At 64.1% G+C, this 19835-nt stretch carries 17 protein-coding genes; 11 read left to right on the top strand and 6 right to left on the bottom strand.

Translation table 11 applies throughout. The features are described from left to right. Positions 1–113 precede the first annotated feature (113 nt). The 5 genes from HNS03_RS16690 (at position 114) to HNS03_RS16670 (ending at position 5815) form a co-directional block, all read left to right on the top strand. Positions 114–686, top strand: coding sequence for a TRAP transporter small permease (locus tag HNS03_RS16690; protein ID WP_367196881.1), 573 nt, complete (start codon positions 114–116; stop codon positions 684–686). Continuing rightward, entirely contained in the window at positions 683–1966 is a 1284-nt protein-coding gene (locus HNS03_RS16685) for a TRAP transporter large permease (protein WP_367196880.1), read from the top strand. The genes HNS03_RS16690 and HNS03_RS16685 overlap by 4 nt, the downstream gene beginning before the upstream one ends. A 39-nt stretch (positions 1967–2005) precedes the next feature. Beyond that, positions 2006–3046, top strand: a complete 1041-nt coding sequence (gene dctP, locus HNS03_RS16680; RefSeq protein ID WP_367196878.1) for a TRAP transporter substrate-binding protein DctP — start codon at positions 2006–2008, stop codon at positions 3044–3046. Positions 3047–3128: 82 nt separating this feature from the next. Next, positions 3129–4643 (top strand): AMP-binding protein, encoded by a 1515-nt coding sequence (locus HNS03_RS16675; RefSeq protein WP_367196877.1) that lies wholly within the window; start codon positions 3129–3131, stop codon positions 4641–4643. A 488-nt stretch (positions 4644–5131) separates the two neighbouring features. After that, positions 5132–5815, top strand: coding sequence for a GntR family transcriptional regulator (locus HNS03_RS16670; RefSeq protein ID WP_367196875.1), 684 nt, complete (start codon positions 5132–5134; stop codon positions 5813–5815). Between the two features lie 17 nt (positions 5816–5832). On the opposite strand, the gene HNS03_RS16665 is transcribed toward HNS03_RS16670, so the two are convergent. From HNS03_RS16665 to HNS03_RS16650, 4 genes are all read right to left on the bottom strand, one after another. After that, positions 5833–7245: an MmgE/PrpD family protein gene (locus tag HNS03_RS16665; protein ID WP_367196873.1), complete on the bottom strand. Its 1413-nt coding sequence runs from the start codon at positions 7243–7245 to the stop codon at positions 5833–5835. A gap of 47 nt (positions 7246–7292) precedes the next feature. Then, positions 7293–8087: an N-acyl homoserine lactonase family protein gene (locus HNS03_RS16660; protein ID WP_367196871.1), complete on the bottom strand. Its 795-nt coding sequence runs from the start codon at positions 8085–8087 to the stop codon at positions 7293–7295. A gap of 35 nt (positions 8088–8122) precedes the next feature. Further along, positions 8123–9106 carry an NAD-dependent epimerase/dehydratase family protein gene (locus HNS03_RS16655; RefSeq protein ID WP_367196869.1) on the bottom strand — a complete coding sequence of 328 codons (984 nt, stop codon included), beginning with the start codon at positions 9104–9106 and terminating at the stop codon, positions 8123–8125. Positions 9107–9290: 184 nt separating this feature from the next. Beyond that, entirely contained in the window at positions 9291–10763 is a 1473-nt protein-coding gene (locus HNS03_RS16650; RefSeq protein ID WP_367196868.1) for an aldehyde dehydrogenase, read from the bottom strand. Between the two features lie 140 nt (positions 10764–10903). On the opposite strand from HNS03_RS16650, the gene HNS03_RS16645 reads away from it, so the two are divergent. The 6 genes from HNS03_RS16645 (at position 10904) to tcuA (ending at position 17126) form a co-directional block, all read left to right on the top strand. Then, positions 10904–12064, top strand: a complete 1161-nt coding sequence (locus HNS03_RS16645; RefSeq protein ID WP_367196866.1) for an ABC transporter substrate-binding protein — start codon at positions 10904–10906, stop codon at positions 12062–12064. A 49-nt stretch (positions 12065–12113) separates the two neighbouring features. Then, the gene (locus HNS03_RS16640) at positions 12114–12983 is read left to right on the top strand and encodes a branched-chain amino acid ABC transporter permease (protein WP_367196864.1); all 870 of its coding nucleotides are present in this window, start codon (positions 12114–12116) and stop codon (positions 12981–12983) included. After that, the gene (locus HNS03_RS16635; protein WP_367196863.1) at positions 12984–13970 is read left to right on the top strand and encodes a branched-chain amino acid ABC transporter permease; all 987 of its coding nucleotides are present in this window, start codon (positions 12984–12986) and stop codon (positions 13968–13970) included. Between the two features lie 2 nt (positions 13971–13972). Beyond that, positions 13973–14746: an ABC transporter ATP-binding protein gene (locus HNS03_RS16630; RefSeq protein ID WP_367196861.1), complete on the top strand. Its 774-nt coding sequence runs from the start codon at positions 13973–13975 to the stop codon at positions 14744–14746. Continuing rightward, entirely contained in the window at positions 14743–15456 is a 714-nt protein-coding gene (locus HNS03_RS16625) for an ABC transporter ATP-binding protein (RefSeq protein ID WP_367196859.1), read from the top strand. The genes HNS03_RS16630 and HNS03_RS16625 overlap by 4 nt, the downstream gene beginning before the upstream one ends. 155 nt (positions 15457–15611) lie before the next feature. Next, on the top strand, positions 15612–17126 hold the full coding sequence (gene tcuA / locus HNS03_RS16620) for an FAD-dependent tricarballylate dehydrogenase TcuA (RefSeq protein ID WP_367196858.1): 1515 nt from the start codon (positions 15612–15614) through the stop codon (positions 17124–17126). A gap of 113 nt (positions 17127–17239) precedes the next feature. Here the strand turns inward: tcuA and HNS03_RS16615 are convergent, their stop codons facing one another. Together HNS03_RS16615 and HNS03_RS16610 are read right to left on the bottom strand one after the other, a co-directional pair. Further along, positions 17240–18388 (bottom strand): 2-methylaconitate cis-trans isomerase PrpF family protein, encoded by a 1149-nt coding sequence (locus tag HNS03_RS16615; protein ID WP_367196856.1) that lies wholly within the window; start codon positions 18386–18388, stop codon positions 17240–17242. A gap of 27 nt (positions 18389–18415) precedes the next feature. Then, entirely contained in the window at positions 18416–19330 is a 915-nt protein-coding gene (locus tag HNS03_RS16610) for an oxaloacetate decarboxylase (protein ID WP_367196854.1), read from the bottom strand. Positions 19331–19835: the final 505 nt, after the last annotated feature.

The following is a 19835-nucleotide window of genomic DNA, read 5'->3' as shown; positions in this document are numbered from 1 at the left end:
TGCATCGATTTGAACGGCAAGGACTTACTCAAGTAATTGAATCTGGAGCCTTTTTTATCGTTCAGATGTTCCCGTCTGAGCGGAAAAGGCTCTAGGGCTTGGGAGAGGAAGGCGTGAGCGAGCGCACCGAGATCGGCTGGCCGTCTGTCGTGCTGGCGAAAGTGGAGACCGTCCTGGTCGCACTGTCGTCGATTGCGATCGGCTCGATCATGCTGATCGTCGTGTGGGATGTGATCATGCGCTACGCGTTTTCCGCGCCGCTTGGTTGGTCCTACGAGCTGATCGCCGCCTATCTGGTTGTCGCCGCGTTCTTTTTCGCGCTCTCCGATACGCTGCATCACCACGGACATGTCGCGATCGATCTGTTCCAGCCGTTGATCCCGCACCGAACGCGGCATCTGCTGCTTGCCTTGGGCTATGCGGCTGCGACCGTGGTCCTGGCGCTCATCGCCTGGCAGGCGTGGCTTAGACTGGAAAGCGCCTGGGCGGCCGACAGCCGGCTGAGCACGACCATGCCTTGGCCGACTTGGCCCACCTACGCGATCGTGGTGGTGGGAACCGGGCTTGTCATGCTGCGGAGCATCCTTCGCGTTTTCGGGCACCTTGCCTCCTGCATTAGCGGCCACGATCTCGTCGAGCTGCCGCCGCCGCCGGTCACCTCGTCCGCCGGGGAGGACGCCGAATGACCGTCGCCATCGCCCTCGGCGCCCTCGTGCTGCTTCTCCTCATCGGCCTTCCCGTCGCTCTTGCGATGGCGGTGTCCGGGGCCCTCGGGCTCTATCTGGTGGGCGGCATGCCGATTCTCGGGGGGATCCTGAAAACCGCGCCGCTGTCGTCGGCGAACTCCTACGAGATCATCACGATCCCGATGTTCATCCTGATGGCGGAGTTCGTCATCCTGTCCGGCGTGGCATCGGACCTGTTCCGGGCGGCGACGATCTGGATGGGCCGCGTGCGCGGCGGCGTCGCGATGGCCACCGCGCTTGCCGGCGCCGGCTTTGGTGCGATTTCCGGATCCAGCACCGCCGCCGCTGCGACGCTCGCCTCCACCTCGATCCCGGCGATGATGGACGAGGGCTACGATCCGAAGCTCGCCGGAGGCGTGGTGGCGATTTCCGGCACGCTGGCGATGCTGATCCCGCCTTCGATCGCCCTGATCCTGTACGGCATCATTGCCGACATCCCGATCGGCCAACTGCTGATCGCTGGTTTGATTCCCGGCATCATCGTCACCCTGGCGATCATCCTGACGGTGGCGCTTCTGGTCCGCATCGAGCCGGGCGCCGCGCCTCAGAGCCGGAGCTACTCGTTCGCCGAGAAGATTGCCGCGCTGAAGCGCGTGGGCCCGATGCTTCTGCTCTTCATCGCGGTGACCGGGTCGATCTACACGGGTCTCGCCACCCCGACGGAAGCCTCAGGCATCGGCGCGTTTGTCGCCATGCTGCTTGCCGCCTGGGAGCGTCGGCTGACGGGGCAGGGCCTGTGGCGGGCGTTGCGGCGCGCGGCGCAGACGAGCTGCATGATCCTGTTCATTATCCTGGGCGCCCACATCTTCGGCTACTTCTTCACCCTGACCCGGGTAACCAACGACCTGACCGACTGGGTCGCGGCGCTGGCCGTTTCGCCGTGGATCATCATTACGATCATCCTGATCGGCTACCTGATCCTCGGCTTCTTCATGGATCAGATCGCAATCCTGATCCTCACCGTGCCGGTCGTCCTGCCGCTGGTGATGGCCCTCGGCTTCGATCCGGTCTGGTTCGGCGTCATCATCGTCGTCACCGCGGAGGTGGGCATGGTGACGCCGCCGCTCGGCATGAACGTGTTCGTCGTGGCGCGCTATACGCGCCGACCGCTCGGAGAGCTGTTCCGGGGGGTGATGCCGCACGTGTGGGCGCATCTGATCGTGATCGCGCTTCTCACCGCCTTTCCCGCCCTCGTGCTGTGGCTGCCTTCGACGATGTGAGGCGGGATGACTTGAGCTGAAAAAAGGGAGGACCTGACAATGACGATAATGAAAAGAGGGCTGACGGCGGCATGCGTCGTGGCGGCCAGTCTTGCGACCACGGCGGCCTCTGCACAGGAGGTGACTGTGCGCGTGGCCGACAGCCTGCCCACTGGCCACTATATTGCGGAAAACATGACCAAGGTCTGGATGGACCGGGTCGCCGAGCTGACCGACGGGAAGGTGGACTTCGAATATTACCCGGCCCAGCAGTTGGGCAAGGCCAAGGACCTCCTGTCCTTGACCCAGACCGGGGTGACCGATGTCGGCTATGTCGGCATTTCCTATGTCGCCGACCAGTTGCCGCTTTCCACCGTGGGCGAGCTTCCCGAAGCCTTCTCGACGTCCTGCAAGGGCACGCTCGCCTACTGGTCCTTGGCCAAGCCCGGCGGCACGCTGGACGAGGTGGAGCTGAAGGAGAACGGCGTCCGCATGCTGTTCGTGCTGGTTCTGCCGCCCTATCAGATCTTCACGAAGTCCCAGGAGATCACCGGCGCGTCCAGCTTCGAGGGTCTGAAGCTGCGGGCCACCGGCGGCACCAAGGAGCTGGCCGTCAAGAAGCTCGGGGCCGTTCCGGTCGCGATTTCCGCTCCGGAGACCCGCGAGGCGCTTTCGCGCGGCACCATCGATGGCGTCCTGTTCCCGGCCTCCAGTATTGGTCCGTACGATCTGACGTCGATGCTGTCCTACGCGACCAAGGACATGAATTTCGGTTCGTTCATCTTCAGCTACATGATCAGCCAGGAGAAATGGGACCAGCTCCCGAAAGACGTTCAGAAGGCGATGGCCGACGCGGGCGATGAGGTGACGAAGTCGGCCTGCCAGGTGGCGGATAAGCTCGACAGCTCCGATAAGGACGCGATGGCCAAGCAAGGCGTGTCTTTCGTGGCCTTGCCGGAGGCCGATAAGGCGCAGATCGACGACGCCCTTGCTACGATCGGCACGGAATGGGCTTCCGGGCTCGACGGGCGTGGCAAGCCGGGAACGGAGGTGCTGAAGGCCTTCCGCGAGGCGCTTGCCAACAAGGGCGCGTCGGACTGACCCAATCGGCGGCCGAGAAACGACCGGCCAGGTGTTTTCGCCTGACCGGTCCGCCCGCCACAGAGGCAAAGAGTGTGCTCAGATGAACCTCGCTGACTGGCTTGTGCGCACCGCGCGGCGCGTGCCCGATGCGCCGGCCTTGCTTCAGGGCTCGACCGTCGTGGTGAACTACCGCGTGTTCGCGGAACGGGCCGCGCGGATCGGCGGTGCGCTTCGGGAGCTCTACGGGGTCGGCCGCGGCGATCGTGTCGCCCTCTTCGCGGGCAATTGCACGGCGTATCTCGAGGCGCTCTACGGCATTTGGTTTGCCGGCGCCGTCGCTGTGCCGATCAACCATAAGCTTCATCCCCGCGAGGCGGCCTTCATCGTCGCGGACTCCGGTGCGCGGCTGATGCTGACGAGCAGGGGAGACGAGGTCTGCGGCGACGTGGCGACCGTGTCGCTGATCGGCACCGGGTTCGATGAGATGCGGGCCCATGGCGGGTTGTCCGAGCCGGTTGCGCTGCCCTCGGATGCGCTCGCTTGGCTCTTCTACACGTCCGGCACCACAGGTCGGCCGAAGGGCGTCATGCTCTCCGTTGCCAACCTGCAGGCGATGACGTTTGCCTACTTCGTGGATGTCGACGATGTCTTCGCCGAGGATGCCACGCTTTATGCCGCGCCCATGTCGCACGGGGCGGGGCTCTACAATTTCATGCACGTCTTGCGGGGTAGCCGGCATGTCGTGCCGGTCTCCGGTGGCTTCGATCCGGCGGAGATCCTGGAGCTTGCGGATACGGTCGGCAACCTCTCGATGTTTGCCGCCCCGACGATGGTGCGCCGCCTGATCGCGCACGCGAAATCGATCGGACATTCCGGCGAGGGCATTCGGACCATCGTCTATGGTGGCGGCCCGATGTATGTGGCCGACATCGAGGAAGCGGTTGACCAGTTCGGTCCCCGTTTCGCGCAGATCTACGGCCAGGGCGAGTCCCCGATGACGATTACCGCGTTGTCGCGTGGCGTGGTGGCCGACCGGATCCATCCCCGCTGGCGCGAGCGCCTCGGTTCCGTCGGTACGGCGCATTCCTGCGTGGAGGTGCGCATCGTCGGGGAGGACGGCACCGTTCTTCCGGCGGATGAGACCGGCGAGATCGTCGTGCGCGGCCCCTCCGTGATGGCCGGTTACTGGAACAATCCGGAGGCAACCGCCGACACGTTGCGCGATGGCTGGCTGCGGACCGGCGACACCGGCGCGATGGACGAGGACGGCTTCGTCGCGCTGAAGGATCGCTCCAAGGACGTCATCATTTCCGGCGGCACCAACATCTATCCCCGCGAGGTGGAGGAGGTGCTGCTTCGCCACCCTGCAGTCGTCGAAGTGTCCGTTGTCGGACGTCCGAGCCGGGAATGGGGCGAGGATGTTGTGGCCTTCGTCGTCGCGGCGACGGATGGCGCGCCGACCGCGGACGAGCTGGATCGCTTCTGCCGGTCCGAGATCGCACGGTTCAAGCGACCCAAGGATTATGTCTTCATCGCGGAGTTGCCGAAGAACAACTACGGCAAGATCCTGAAAACCGAGCTCAGATCCCATCTGCGCGAGCAGATGGACGGCTGACCGGCCTTCGGCCCCGTGCGGGCCCTGTCCTGGCCAAACTGTTTTGCGATTCTGTAAAAGGATGAACGGGCCTAAAGCCGGCAGCCCCGAGCGATCTTTTGGCTTTTGGAGCCGCTCCGCATTCGAGAGACTGCGGAGCGGCTCTTTCTTTTTGTAGAGCGCTTTCAGGTGCCATGACCTGCAGATTTGCGAGTTCTTGAACTCGGAGACGTTTTGCTTTCCACGGAAGTGCGGAACGGCTTTCAGTTGCGGTTTCAAAGCATTTTCGTACGGCGAGCCGGTTTCCACTTCGCCTGAAAATACGTTCGCTCGGGCTTCGAGTGGCTGTGCCGGCTCGGCCTCGGCCGTGAGGAGGTGCGCGCTCCGACTCCCATTTACCGGCTGCCGACGTATTTCTGTCGACAATCAACAGTTTGTTGATTTCATTGAATTCTAGAATGGCTTATGAGGGCGCAAACGGTTTGCGAGTTCAGATGGATGGGCCAGCGGTGACGAAGAAGTTTTCTTCAAAGATCGAGGCAAAATCTCTTGTCGACGAAGTGACGGCGCGGCTCGAGGCGGCGATCATCGGCGGGGAAATCGCTCCCGGCGAGCGGTTGCGCGAACAGACGCTCGCCGTCGATTTCGGGATCAGTCGCGGCCCTTTGCGCGAGGCGATCCGTCGGTTGGAAGGACGGCGCCTCCTCGAACGGACCGCCAATATCGGCGTGCGGGTGCCGGAATTATCCCCGCAGCGGCTGGACGATCTTCTGACGGTGCGCGAAGCGCTCGAAGGCATGGCCTGCCGGCTGGCGGCGGAACGCATTCCCGAAAGGGAGCTCGATCGGCTGCGCGGACTGCTCGATCAGCATGCGCAACAGCGCGAAGTCACCTCGGGCGAGGGCTACTATCAGCAGAGCGGAGACTTCGACTTCCATTTCCGGATCGCCAAAGCTTCCGAAAACGACCTTTTGATCGCGATGATCACTGGCGATCTCTACGATCTCCTGCGGATCTATCGCTATAAATCCTCCACGATGGTCGGGCGCGCGACCCAGGCGCTGACCGAGCATCAGGCGATTGTCGCAGCGCTTCAATCGCGCAATCCGGACACCGCCGAGGAGGCGATGCGGACCCATATCCGCAATGCCCGGATCCACGCTCGTTTGGCTTTGGCGTCCGAGGGATCGTAGCGTCGTCTCTTTCGCGCTCAGCCGACGGTGCGCAGCGTCTGCGTCAATTGCGCAAACGGATGTTGCGCAATTGAGAGAACGGCCGCGCGGATTGCCGCGGCCCGCTCGCTCGCAATAGCCAGCGACGCGTTCTCCCGAAATTTCTCCGTCACCTCGTCCAGCGTCATCTGCCGCTCGCCGGCACCACGGTTGATCGGCACGTGGCGCTCCAGCGTGCGACCGTCTTGCAGCCGGACCAAGACGCCGCCGGAGAAATAGGTCGGAAACAGCGACTGGGGATCGGCGCGGCAGTCGCACTTTCGAGCGAGCGCGTGCACGGCCTGGTCGGCCAGTGCCTCGTCGGTCAGATCTGGAAGCCCGAAGCGTCCTTTGAGAAGCACCGAAGCGACGACGAACGGGGCGCTGAACTTGGCCTCGTACTCGTTGGTGACGTTGCGCTTCTGCTGGATCGGTTCGGCGACGATCTTCAGCGTGTCCTCGGGCAGCCGGATCTCCACCGCCTCGATTTGCGCACCGCCGATTTCTTCGCGCAGCGCAAGCGCAGCGTCTGCGCAGCCATGGATGAAGTGGCAGACAGGGTAGGGCTTCAGCGCGGTGTCGGCCATCATCCAGGTCTCGCCGAGACCCTCGGTCAGGAATTGCGCTTTCACGTCCGCGATGTGGTCGTGGAGGTGGGTCTCGAACAGGCCGAACCGGCCTTCCAGCGCACGGCTCGGCCCTTTGAAGCCGTGGCGCGCCAGCATGGCGGCGGTGATCCCGCCGGCGGCCGCCCAACCCGGATGCAGCCGCTTGGTCCAGGCGCCTTCCTCCAGGAAGACCTGGATGCCGGACGCGGTGCTGGCCGCGATCCCGAGGGCGGAGACGTGTTGGGCGGCATCGTTGCCGAGCAGGCGGCCGGCGGCCACGGCGGAGCTGAAATGCGCGATCACGCCGGTCGCGTGGAAGCCGGTGTGGTGGAAGCCGCCGTTCACCGCAGCCCCGATCCGAACGGCGATCTCCATGCCGATGCAGAAGGCCGTCAGCGCCTCGCGTCCGCTGAGGCCGTGCTGTTCGGCAAGCGCAAGGACGGTAGGCAGCACGGCGCAGGTTGGATGCACGATCGCCTGCAGGTGGGTGTCGTCGTAATCGAGCCCGTGGATCAGAACACCATTGGCGATTGCGGCATCGCGCGGCGCGGCGGTTGCCGTTGAGCCGATGATCGTGCTTCCGCCGCCGCCGCTGAGCTCCGCCATGGCGGCAAGCGTCGGGCCGGCAAACGGGAAGGTGGTGGAGGCCAGCGCAAGCCCGAGCCCGTCGAGGATGTGGATGCGGGCGCGCTCGAGGACGGCGGCCGGAATGTCCTCATAGCGGGTGGACGCTGCAAACGCTGCGAATGCGCTTGAGGGGGCCAGTATCTCGTGCGCCTCGTCGGCGGCAGCCTGCGTCGTCATGTCGGTCTTTCTGAGGAAATGGAGGGCGGACGGCTGACCGGCTTGCCTCACGCGGCGGCCGGGTCGAGGTCGAGCCGGACGATCGCGTCGCCTTTGTCGGATGAGGGATAGCGCGCGCGCACCAGCGGATCGTGCCCCGGCACGATGTGGCGCGGCGAGGAGGCGAGCGCCTGCATCGTGTCGTAGCCGTTGAGCATATCGGCGACATCGACCACCACGGGGAACGGCGCGTGACCCTCCATGTTGGCGTAGTAGTGTGAGGCGTCGGAGGCTAGCACGACCCAGCCGCGCTTCGTGCGGACCCGCACGACCTGCAGCCCTCTGGAGTGACCGCCCACCCAGTGGACGCTCAGGCCGGGCGCAATCTCGCTGTTGCCGTCGTGGAACTGAACCCGACCCTCGAACACGCGCTTCACCATGGTTTGCACGTCGTCGAGATCGAAGGCGTGCCGGAGCGCGTGATGGCACATGCACGGTCCGGTGCAGTAGGCCATCTCGCGTTCCTGTAGATGATAGCGCGCCTGCGGAAACAGCTCGTGGTTGCCGCAGTGGTCGTAATGCATGTGCGTGACGATCACGTCGTCGATCGCCTGTGGGGCCACGCCGACCGCTTTCAGCCCTTCCGCCACCGGCCGCCAGACCTGGCGCCCGCGCCGGGCGCCTGTCACCTGGTCGAAACCGGTGTCGATGACGAAGGTCCGCTCCTCGCCGACCGCGACCCAAACGAAGAAATCCATCGGCATGGGTCCGTCGTGGGCGTCGTTGCCATTGAGAAAGTTCTGGGATGCCGTGCGGTCGGCGATCTCGGCATATTTGATGGCGTGGATGACATAGTCGGACATGGTTAGATGTTCTCGTTCTCGCGGCCTGAGCGTGCTTAAGCCGCTTGGCTCTGGCGCCAGCGGATCAGGCGCGCGATGCCGTCTTCGATGGAGATCTCGGGTTTCCAGCCAACCGCGCGTTCGATCCGCTCGATGGAAAAGTCGAGCGTGCTGGAGGTTGTCACCCGGACCTGCCCGGCGGTCTCCTTGTACTCCGGCTTCAGGTCGGTCCCGATGATGTCGCTGATGATCTCCACCAGGCGGTTGAGCGACGTGGCCTTGCCGGTCGCGACGTTGAACGATTCCCCGGTGACGTCGCTTTCCATCGCCATCAGGTTGGCGCGCGCCACATCGGCGACGTGGACGTAGTCGTGCACCTCGCTGCCGTCGCCCGGGATCACCGGCCGGCGGCCCTGGACGAGCTCGTCGTAGGTCTTGATGATGTAGAGCGCGTTCACACCGCGATAGTGCTGGCGCTCGCCGTAGACGGTCGCGTAACGCAGCGACACGGAGTTCACGCCGTGGCGGGCCGAATAGAGGTTGCCCAGCGTTTCGCCCAGGATCTTGGTCGTTCCGTAGAGAACGCCGGCCGGCTGCATGGTGTGCCAGCGAAACGGTGTATCCTCGTCAATCAGGCCGGACTCGGGATCGCCGTAGGTCGCCACGGAGGAGGAGAAGATCACCTTCTTCACGCCGCGATAGCGGCACGCCTCGAACACGTTGAACTGGCCGATCGCATTGACGTTGAGCCCGAGGCCGGGGTTCTGGCTGAAGGGCAGGGTGAGAAAGGCGGCGGCGGCAAACAGCCCGTCGACCCCGTCCAGTGCGTCATAGAGCTCGTTGATGCGCGTGATGTCGCCGCGCACGAGCGTCACGCGCTCGTCCTTCAGAAGGTCCGCGATCAGGTCGGGCGAGCCGAGCGAGTAATTGTCGAACAGCATCACCTCGCCGGCGCCGGCCGCCAGAAGTTGCTCGGTGATGTGCGACCCGATCAGGCTGACGCCGCCGGTGATCAGAAATTTTCCGTCCTTGATCTTCATCGTCTTGCGTTTCCTTCACGTCGATCTTGTTTCGCTGCGCGCTGGTTGTTGCCGCGGCGCAGTCCAGTTCAGAAGCCAGGTCTTAGAGCCTGTCAGCGTTTCACGGAAACGCCGATCGGCTCTAACCCTTTGTTTTGACGCATGTCCGGACGGCCAACCGGTTTCCACTTGGCCTGGACATGCTCTAGTTCTTGATGGCGAACGGGTCCCGGATCTCGCTCGAATAGTCGATCATTACGTTCTTGACGGTGGAGAACTCCAGGAGCCCTTGTTCGCCACGCTCGCGGCCGAAGCCACTGTCCTTGACGCCGCCAAAGGGGGCTTGGGCGGCAACGGCCCGGTAGGTGTTGACCCACACCACGCCGGTTTTCAGCTTCGGGATCATGCGCATCGCGCGCGAAACGTCCTTGGTCCAGACGCCGGCGGCAAGCCCGAACGGGATGTCGTTGGCGATCGCGACCGCCTCGTCCTCTTCGTCGAAGGGCAGGACGGCCAGCACCGGGCCGAAGATCTCCTCCTGCGCGACGTGCATGGTGTTGGCGACATCTGAAAAGATCGTGGGCTGGATGAAGAGGCCCTTGTCGAGCCCATCGCCGGTGGCGCGGGCGCCGCCGGTGACCAGACGGGCGCCGTCCGATTTTGCGCGTTCGATCGACGCCATGATGCGATCGAACTGGGGCTGGTTGGCCGCGGTCCCCATTTCGGAGGCGGGGTCGAGCGGATCACCGAGCTTGATCGCCTCGGCCCGCTTGGCAAGGCGCCCGACGATGTCGTCGTAGACCGGACGTTGAACCAGGAGGCGCGAGCCGGCGACACAGGTCTGTCCGGTCGCTCCGAAGATTCCGGCGAGCGCTCCGACGGTCGCCGCTTCCGGGTCGGCGTCGGCAAACACGATGTTGGGCGACTTGCCGCCGAGTTCGAGAGTGACGGGCTTCAGATACTTACCCGCTGCCGCCGCGATCTTCCGGCCGACCCCGGGACTTCCGGTGAAGCTGATCTTGGCCACGTCCGGGTGGGCCACCATCGCGGCGCCCACTTCGGGGCCTCCGGTGACGACATTGACGACGCCGGCCGGCAGTCCGGCCTCCTGAAAGATCTTGCACAGCTCCAGCGTCGAGACCGAGGCGTGTTCGGACGGTTTCACCACCGCGCAGTTTCCAGCGGCGAGTGCGGCCGGCAGCTTGTTGCCGAGCAGGCTGATCGGCGAGTTCCACGCCGTGATCAGCCCAACGACGCCATAGGGCTCGCGCACGGTGAAATCGAAGACGGTCGGCTGGTCGAGCGGAATGACGCTGCCGTAGAGCTTATCGGCATAGCCGGCATAGTAGCGGCACAGGCGGGCGAAAAAGCGCATCTGGGAGCGCGTTTCGCGGATGATTTTTCCGTTGTCGGTGGTCTCGAAGACAGCCAGCTCGTCGGCATGGGAAAGCACGGCGGAGGCAATCGCGTGTAGGGCCTCCGCGCGATGTGCCCCGCTTGTGGCCTGCCAGTCTTTCTGAGCGGTTCGCGCGGCGGCGACGGCGGTGTCGACGTCCTCGGCGGTTGCCTCCCGCAAAGTCGCCCACGGCTCTCCCGTATAAGGGTTCGTCGACCGGAAGGTTCGACCGGCCGAGGCTCCAACCCACTCTCCGCCGATGAAAAGCCCGTACGCACGCATTGTTTCCTCCCTGCCGCCCTAGAAGCGGGCACAACCTGATTGGCAAACTGTAAAGTGTCAACAGTTGACTGAAGGCTGGATTGCGGACATAAGTCCATCAACCGGGTGGGTGCTCCGCCCGAAAACAGGGGAGGAAAGTCGTGAGATCACTCGCTTTGGCACTGAGTGTTCCGGTCATCGCCCTCGGGACCGCCGCGCATGCAGAGACCATGACAATCGGCCTTGTTGCGCCGTTGTCGGGTGGCGCCGCGGCCTGGGGAAGCGCGATGAAGGGCGCGCTGGAACTCGCAATCGAGGACGTCCAGAAGGACGGCGGCCTGAAGGTCGGGGACACCACCTACGATCTCAAGATCGCAGCCTACGACAGTCACTATAAGCCGAACGATGCCGTGACTGCGATGAATCGCCTCATCTTCGAGGACGATGCGGCGTTTGTCGTCGGGCCGCTCGGGTCCGCGCCGCTGGCCGCTCTCGTTCCGATGGCCACCGAAAACAAGAAGATCACCCTGACGGCCGGTTTCACGCCGATCGCCGCGGCGAAGGAATATCCCTACAGCTTCCGCGCCATTCTGCCGACGGAAGTGTACGCCAAGCCGCAGATCGAATGGGTGGTGAAGAATCTGGACGCGAAAAAAGTCGGCGGGCTGTTCCCGAACGACGAGACCGGTCAGGCGATGGTGAACGATCTGGCCAAGGCCTACGAGGCGGCCGGGGCGAGCTTTCCCGCGCAGGAATTCTACGAGCGCGGTCGCGTCGACTTCGTACCGATCCTGACCCGTGTGCTGGCCCAGGGCATCGACACTTTCGAGCTCGACGGCAGCCCGCCCCAGACCGCGGGCCTTCTGGTGAAGCAGCTCCGCGAACTCGGCTTCAAGGGCAATATCGTTCGCACCGGCGGCGATGCCACGCCGGACATTCTGGCCGTTGCCGGCCCCGAAGCCTCCGAAGGGCTCTACGTTCATCAGGAATACGACCCGTCGCTGCCGAGCGCCGTTGCCTATGAGGAACGGTTCGAGAAGGCTTATGGCGGCACGATGAACGCGTTCAGCCCGGGCTTCTATACTTCGATCATGATGGTGTTCGAGGCGATGCGCGAAACCGGATCGGTCGACGACACAGACGCCGTTGCGGCAGCGATGAGCAAGATTTCGGACTTCGAAGGGCCGGCCGGCAAGGCCCGGTGGATCGGCAACGACTACTGGGGCACCCAGCGGCAGCTCTTCGTCCCCTACAGCATCGGTCATGTGACCGACGGCGAGCCGAAGGTCGTGGCGACCTGCAGCCCGACTCGCTGCGAGTAGTCGTAAAACGGTGGCGCTCTGCGCCACCTCAAATTCCGCGAGATGCGAAATGGATTTTATGACGCTCACGGTCCAGGCCGGAGTGAACGGCCTGGTCATCGGCATGATGTACATGCTGATGGCGGTCGGTTTTACGCTGGTCTTCGGAATCATGAGGATCGTGAACTTCGCCCACGGCGAATTTTACATGATCGGCAGTCTTGTCGCGTTCTACACGTTCGCCCAGTGGGAAGTCCCGTTCGTCCTCACGTTGGTTCTGGCGGCGGTTTGCGTGGGTCTGATCGGGATGGTGGTCGAATGGCTGGTCATTCGTCCGCTGAGATCCGACGAACTCACCGGCATGATCGCCACCCTCGGGATTTCGGTCGTTCTGCAGAACGCCGTTCTCATGTTCTTCGGCGCCTCGCCGCGTGCGATTCCGGACGTGGTCGAAGGGTCGCTGCATGTCGGGCCCGTCGTCTTCACCTGGTCGCGCCTGCTGGTCATCGCCGCGGCGGCCGTGATCGTCGGCGGGTTCTGGCTGTTCATGCAGAAGCACAAGCTCGGACGCGCGATGCGGGCGGTCGCCCAAGATCAGGAAGCGGCGCTGATCCAGGGCATTTCGGTGGATCGCATCTTTCCTCTGGCGTTCGGGATCTCCGTGGCGCTGGCCGCCGTTGCCGGTGCGCTGATGGCTCCGGTGTTCGCGGTCTCGCCCTTCGTGGGCACGACGCCGATGCTCAAAGCCTTCATCGTCGTCATTCTCGGCGGTTTGGGGTCGATCCCGGGAGCGATCCTGGGCGGGCTCCTGCTCGGGCTGATCGAAAGCTACGGCGCGACCATGCTGGGCTCGGTGGTCGCCGACATCCTGCAGCTTGCCCTGGTGATCGGGATCCTGCTGATCCGGCCTTCCGGCCTGCTGGGCCATCGGGAGGCATAGATGAGGGAGACGTCGATGGTGCTCGACAAGTCCGCCCCGTCGGATCCGGCGCGGCGGTCCTGGACGCCCTTGGTGCTCGTGATTGTGGCCTGTGGCGCCGCTGCGTTCGTGCCCAGCCTGCTGCCCAACCTGTTCTACGTCCACATCGCCAACCTGACGCTGCTCAGCGGGATTTTCGCGCTCAGCCTGTGGATTATCTACTCGGTGGGCCAGCTGTCGCTCGGCCACGCCGCGTTTGCCGGGCTGGGCGCCTACATCTCCGCGTTGCTGGCGCTGAGACTTGGGGTGCCGCCGCTCCTGTCGCTGGTCATCAGCGGTTTGGCGACGGCGACGTCGGCTGCGCTTCTGGGGGCGGTCATCCTGCGGCTGCGCGGGGTCTACTTCGTTCTGGTCACCTTCCTGTTCGGCCAGATCTTCACGCTGGTCGCGCTCAACTGGTCGGATGTCACCAACGGCGCCAACGGGCTGATCAGCATTCCGCCGATGGCCCTGTTCGGGCTCAGCTTCGCATCGCGGTCGTCGTTCTTCTACTTCGCGTTTGCGATGTTCATACTGGTTCTGCTGCTGACCTGGGCGCTCAACCGGTCGATGTTCGGTCGGGCCTTTCATTCGATCCAGCAGAATATCGATCTGGCGGAATCCTGCGGGATCGACACGTCGCGCTTCCAGATCGTGGCGTTCGCCATCGGCAGTGGGATCGCTGGCGTCGGCGGGGCGATGATGGCGCACTATATTCGCTACATCTCGCCGGACACCTTCACCTTCCAGAATTCGGTCGCCTTCATCACGATGATCGTGGTGGGAGGGCGGTCGCTTTACTGGGGCGCGCTGGTCGGAGCGTTGTTTTTGACGCCGCTTCCCGAGCTGTTGCGGGATTTCGCGGGGATGCAGCACATCCTCTACGGCGCCGTCATGATCGTTGTCCTTCGCTTCCTCCCGGGCGGCCTCATTTCGCTCGCCTCGCTCGTGAAGCCGAACAGGGGCTGACGATGAAACCGGTTCTCGAAGTCAAAGACGTCCAGAAGCGGTTCGGTGGCCTGTGGGCGCTGAAGAACATCTCCTTCATGGTGGGGGACGCGGAAGTGGTGGGTCTGATCGGCCCGAACGGCGCGGGCAAGACCACCTGCTTCAATGTCGTCAGCGGACAGTTGCCGCCGTCTTCGGGTGAGATCTCGTTCGACGGCCAGAGCATCGTCGGGCTCAGGCCGAACCGCATCGTGCGCCTGGGCCTGTCGCGGACATTCCAGGCGACCAGCGTGTTCCCGGCGGCGAGCGTTCTGGAGAATGTGATCCGCGGCGCCATCACCCGCATGAATGTCAGCTTCCTCGGCTCGCTGCTGCCGACGCCGGGATCGGCAGAGGCGATGGAGCGCGCCCGAGAGCGCTGCATGCAGCTGCTCCATCAGGTCGGGATTGCCCATGTCCACGACCATTTGGCCGGGGCGTTGCCCTACGGCTACCAGCGTCGGCTGGGAGTGGCGATCGCGCTCGCCTCGGAGCCCAAGGTGATCATGATGGATGAGCCGGCGGCTGGCTTGAATCCGGAGGAATCGGCCGCGATGGGACGGCTGATCCGCCAGATCCACGAGAGCGGCCAGGCGAGTGTCCTGATCGTGGAGCACGATATGCGCCTCGTCATGGGCATTTGCGACCGGATCATTGTGCTCGATCACGGCGAGCAGATCGCCGCAGGCAAACCGGACGAGATCAAGTCCAATCCGCAGGTCATCGAGGCCTATCTGGGGGCGGAGGCAGTCCATTGAGCGCGCTTGCGATCGACGACATCGACGTCAACTACGGCCAGCGGTCGGCCTTGCGGTCGGTTTCCCTGACCGTCGGGGAGGGGGAGGTCGTCGCCTTGATCGGCAGCAACGGGGCCGGCAAGACGACGACGCTTCGAGCGATCATGGGCCTGACGCCACCGTCGCGCGGGAAAGTCACGTTCGGAGATACTGATATCTCCAAGCTCGCGCCTCCGTCGGTGGTCCGGCTCGGGATCACGCTCTCGCCGGAAGGCCGGCGCGTCTTTCCGCGCATGACGGTGCGCGAAAACCTTTTCCTCGGGGCCTATCTGAAAGAGGACAAGGAGGAGATCGCGCGCTCGATCGAGCGTGTCTACGGCTATTTCCCGCGCCTGCGCGAGCGGGAATGGCAAATGGCCGGGTCCATGTCCGGCGGCGAGCAGCAGATGCTGGCGATCGGTCGGGCGCTGATGGCGCGGCCGCGACTGTTGCTGTTGGACGAGCCCTCCCTCGGTCTGGCCCCGATCCGCGTCCAGGAAATCGGCAAGATCATCGAGGAAATCAACAGGGACGAAGGGATCTCGATCGTGCTGGTCGAGCAGAACGCGAGCATGGCGCTGCGCCTGTCCAACCGCGCTTATGTGATCGAGAGCGGCGAGATCACCCTGTCGGGGACGGCGGCCGAGCTTTCCAAGAGCGAACACGTCCGCAAGGCCTATCTCGGAAGTTGATCTGTGCCCTTTCGCAGTGTGGCGCCAAGGACCGGGAGGGTGGGACGTCCGCCGGCTCCCGAGACGGGCCGATTGATCTCAAATTGTCGACAGTTTACATTTTGGTGAAATGACGCCGTCGCAAGGCGGCAGTTCGAGCGATAGGAGGAAACTGGGTGAGTGAATATGATGTCATCGTCGTCGGCGCCGGCAATGCGGCGCTATGTGCCGCGCTGTCGGCATCCGAGAACGGCGCCCGCGTTCTGGTCCTGGAGCGCGCTCCCGAAGAGGAAAAGGGCGGCAACTCCTATTTCACCGCCGGCGGATTTCGGTTTGCCCATGAGGGACTGGAGGATGTCGTTCAAGACATCCTGACCGATCTTTCCGATGCCGAGCGCGACCAGATCGTGCTGCCGTCTCACAGCCGGAAGTTTTTCTACGACCAGTTGATGGACGTGACGCACCACCAGGCCGACGAAGACCTGGCGCATCTTCTGATTGACCGGTCGCGGCCGACAATGGCGTGGCTGCGCAGCCATTCGATCCGGTTCGTGCCGATGTTCGGACGCCAGTCCTATCTCGTCGACGGCAAGCACCACTTCTATGGCGGCGTGAACATCGAAGCCGTCGGCGGCGGTGCCGGCCTTGTCGAGGCGGAGTTGACGCGCGCGGCCAAGCTGGGCGTGGAGATCCGCTACGGCACCGCCGCTGTCGGCTTGTTGCAGTCGGAAGATCGCACGGTGACTGGCGTACGCGTCAGGACCAAGGAGGGTTACGCCTCCATCACCGCCAAGGCGATCATCCTCGCGTGCGGCGGCTTTGAGTCCAATCCGGAGATGCGCGTGCGCTATCTCGGCCCTGGCTGGGACCTCTGCCGCGTGCGCGGAACCCGGCACAATATGGGCGAGGGCATCAAGATGGCGTTGGACATCGGCGCCAAACCCTACGGCAACTGGTCGAGCTGCCATGCCTGCGAGTGGGACATCTCCGCGCCGCCCTATGGCGACCGCTGGGTGCTGGACAACTTCCAGAAGCACTCCTATCCGCTCGGCATCATGGTCAACGTGAATTGCGAACGCTTCGTCGACGAGGGCGAGGACTATCGCAATCTCACCTATGCGAAGTTCGGCCGCGAAATCATGGCGCAGCCGCAGCGCACCGCCATCCAGATCTTCGATCAGCAGACCGTGCACATGCTGCGCGAAGAATACCGCATCAAGGAGGTCACCAAGGCGGAGGCCGATACGATCGAGGAGCTGGCGGAGCAGCTCGAGCTCGACCCGCAGCAGCTCGCGGCGACGATTGCGGAGTATAACGCCGCCTGTGGCGACCAGAAGTACAACCCGGCGATCCTCGACGGGAAGACGACCACGGGCATCACGCCGCCCAAGTCGAACTGGGCACTGCCGATCAACAAGCCGCCTTATGTGGCTTTCGTGACCACAACAGGCATTACGTTCACCTTCGGTGGCTTGCAGATCAATACCAAGGGCGAAGTCCAGGACATGACCGATCAGTCGATCCCCGGCCTTTACGCGGCGGGCGAATTGGTCGGCGGCCTGTTCTTCGAGAACTATCCCGGCGGCACCGGGCTGATGTCCGGCTCGGTGTTCGGGAAGCTCGCCGGCGAAAGTGCGGCGGCCTATGTCGGCGCCTCGGCGACCGAGAACCTGGCGACGGTGAGCGGCTGACGGCCGCCCGCGCAATAATGACGGCTCGGCTCGGCGGTTTCCGGTTCAGGAGACCGCCGAGCCGATCCGTTCAATTCGGCTTGGCAGCAAATGGCCGTGCCTCGGTTCGGTTGTCAGTCCCGACGATCGCGGAAAAAGACATGGCCGGCAAACAGCTTGCGGGCGGTTCGGTAGACGGTTCCGCTTTCGGCCAGGAATGTGCGGTCCCGCTGGTGGACCGCTGAATCGACCAGGAGCGAGCCCGATGGATGGCAAAGGGTCAGCGGGCCATCGTCCGTTGCGGCCAAGGTCTGGGGGATCGAGCCGGGGATCCGCGTGGCGATAGCAAGGCAGATCGCTCCGGTGATCGGCAAGGCCCGATGCGGCTGCTCCATGGAGATCATGCGCACCAGCAATGCCATCTGCTCCGCCGCAATCGGCACGCCGGAAAGGGTGGTGACCGCGGTGGGCGGCGCAACCATCGCGACCTTGGGAATGCTCCCGAGTTTGCGCGCCGCTGCCAGATCCGGCGCCAGCCCCATCTTTACGGAGCCGGCGCAGCGGATCTGGTCCATCGTCGCCATGAAGTCGACGTCGTCCGCGAGCGCGTCGGGCGCCTCAGTGCTGGTTTTTCCTAGATCCGTCGCGGCCACGAAGACGCACGGATTGGCGGCATCGACGAGGCTTGCGCGAACGGTGCGGCCGTCTTCGAGGGGCAATACGTCAACCGGGGCGCCGGTTGGCAGCAGCACGCCGGTCTTCGATCCGCCGGGCTCGAGAAAATCAAGACGGACTGGCGCGCCGGTGCCGGCGACCCCGTCTATTGCGAGATCGCCATCCACGGCGGGCACGCCGTCTTCGACCGGAAACCGGCCAACGATGATCTTGTCGGTGTTGGTGTTGTGAATGCGCAAGCAGGCCTCGCCATTGGGCGGGCAGGGGACCAGGCCAAGGTCGATCGCCGCGGGGCCGATGGCGGACACCATGTTCCCGCAATTCCCGGCGTAGTCGACGCTCTCGGTGGGAATCGAGACCTGGGCAAAGGTGTAGTCGACATCGGCATCGGGCCTAGTCGGGGGGCCGATGACGCAAACCTTGGAAAGCGATGAGAGGCCGCCGCCCATGCCATCGAGCTGCCGCCCGTACGGATCCGGAGATCCCGTCGCCGCCAGGAAGATCGCGTCCCAGTCCGTCCGGTCGGCGGGCAGGTCGTCGATCTTGAAAACCAAAGCCTTCGAGGTTCCGCCGCGCATGAAGACGGCCGGCAGTTCACGTAGCTTCATGGTCCGCTCTTGATGTCCCGGCTTCGGTCAGGCGCCTCGGTATCGCTCCGACAGGGTATCGATTTCCGGCTTGCCGACCAGTCGTTGTCTTTCCACGAACGTCGCCAGTTGACCTTCCACCTCGGCCAAAGAACCATGGGTGTGCAGCGAGGTCAGCACGTCCTGTATCGCCTTGATCGACGCCTGAAGGGCGGCATTGGCGTAGAGGACGAGCGAGAAGCCGGCGTCGCGGAGTTCCTCCAGCCCGAGCATCGGCGTCTGCCCGCCCACGACCAGGTTGATCAGCTGCGGCTTTGGCAGCCCGCCGATGGCCCTGATCTCCTCGATGCTGCGCGGGGCCTCCACGAAAACGATGTCGGCCCCTACCTCCGACATTTTATAGGCCCGGTCCAATGCCGCCTCGAAGCCCTCGACCGCCCGGCTGTCGGTGCGGGCGATGATCGAGGTGTTCGGATCGCGCCGCGCGTCGAGGCAGGCCTTCAGCTTGCCCAGCATCTCCTCGACCGGGACGACGGCCTTGCCGGCGAAGTGACCGCACTTTTTCGGGAAGATCTGATCCTCGATTTGAATCGCGGAGGCGCCGGCGCGCTCGAGCTGGCGCACCGTGTGATAGGCATTCAGCGCGTTCCCGAACCCGGTATCCATGTCGACGATCAGCGGCAGCGTGCAGACGTCGCTGATCCGCGCGGTCATGTCGATGACGTCGTTGGCGGTGATCAACCCGAGGTCCGGCAGGCCGAGATTGGTGTTGGTCAGTCCGGCGCCGGTCAAGTAGAGCGCCTCGAACCCGACGTCCTGCGCGATCCGCGCGCTGAGCGGGTTCGGCGTGCCTGGCAGAAGCGCGGCGCTCCGGGCCTCCACCAGGCTTCGGAACGCCAAACGGCGCCCCCCGAAGTCTTCGTTGAAGCGCGGCTGTTTCGGCGTTTCGGGTGTTTCAAGCATATCGCGTTCCGGATTGTTGTTCGCCAAATTACGGCTGGCCATTGCGATATGTCAACTGTTGACATTTAACCGTTGGCAAGGGGTGAGGCAGAGGGATATGGTGGGCGTCAGCGTTACGATCGTCGAGCCGATGACCGATCGGAGACGCCGGCGACGCAACCAGCTTCCAGGGATGCGCTCTTCGCACGAAGCGTCGGAAAATGCGGCCGAAAGAAAGACCGCATTCCCGGACGGAAAAGTGGTCCCTGCTTTTCCTGGAAAAGCTCGAGAAACGGGTCGATGTGCCCGACTGCTGCCTCGCAGCAGCCGGCCCCTGGAAGAAGCCGGAACGGCAAAACCGGCCGGTTTCCTACGCTCTTGCTCATCGAGCATCCTGCGCGCCGATAAGGTGCTCGACGTAGAAAGCTCCGATCGGTCCGTATTCGGCACCTGCCGAACGCGGACCGATCGGTGCATTCGACCAAATCGCCTCCGCCCGGAAATGCGCCAAAACAAAGGGTTGGAG

The sequence above is a fragment of the Amorphus sp. 3PC139-8 genome, assembly GCF_040750475.1.
Classification (GTDB): domain Bacteria; phylum Pseudomonadota; class Alphaproteobacteria; order Rhizobiales; family Amorphaceae; genus Amorphus.
This window is presented reverse-complemented; position numbering and strand designations above follow the sequence as displayed.

Excerpts from the sequence above, each read along its gene's own strand:
- HNS03_RS16635 (WP_367196863.1), top strand. The coding sequence starts at position 12,984 with ATGAGGGAGACGTCGATGGTGCTCGACAAGTCCGCCCCGTCGGATCCG.
- HNS03_RS16665 (WP_367196873.1), bottom strand. The coding sequence starts at position 7,245 with ATGACGACGCAGGCTGCCGCCGACGAGGCGCACGAGATACTGGCCCCC.
- dctP (WP_367196878.1), top strand. The coding sequence starts at position 2,006 with ATGACGATAATGAAAAGAGGGCTGACGGCGGCATGCGTCGTGGCGGCC.
- HNS03_RS16615 (WP_367196856.1), bottom strand. The coding sequence starts at position 18,388 with ATGAAGCTACGTGAACTGCCGGCCGTCTTCATGCGCGGCGGAACCTCG.
- HNS03_RS16650 (WP_367196868.1), bottom strand. The coding sequence starts at position 10,763 with ATGCGTGCGTACGGGCTTTTCATCGGCGGAGAGTGGGTTGGAGCCTCG.
- HNS03_RS16675 (WP_367196877.1), top strand. The coding sequence starts at position 3,129 with ATGAACCTCGCTGACTGGCTTGTGCGCACCGCGCGGCGCGTGCCCGAT.
- HNS03_RS16685 (WP_367196880.1), top strand. The coding sequence starts at position 683 with ATGACCGTCGCCATCGCCCTCGGCGCCCTCGTGCTGCTTCTCCTCATC.
- HNS03_RS16630 (WP_367196861.1), top strand. The coding sequence starts at position 13,973 with ATGAAACCGGTTCTCGAAGTCAAAGACGTCCAGAAGCGGTTCGGTGGC.
- HNS03_RS16640 (WP_367196864.1), top strand. The coding sequence starts at position 12,114 with ATGGATTTTATGACGCTCACGGTCCAGGCCGGAGTGAACGGCCTGGTC.
- HNS03_RS16660 (WP_367196871.1), bottom strand. The coding sequence starts at position 8,087 with ATGTCCGACTATGTCATCCACGCCATCAAATATGCCGAGATCGCCGAC.
- HNS03_RS16655 (WP_367196869.1), bottom strand. The coding sequence starts at position 9,106 with ATGAAGATCAAGGACGGAAAATTTCTGATCACCGGCGGCGTCAGCCTG.
- HNS03_RS16610 (WP_367196854.1), bottom strand. The coding sequence starts at position 19,330 with ATGCTTGAAACACCCGAAACGCCGAAACAGCCGCGCTTCAACGAAGAC.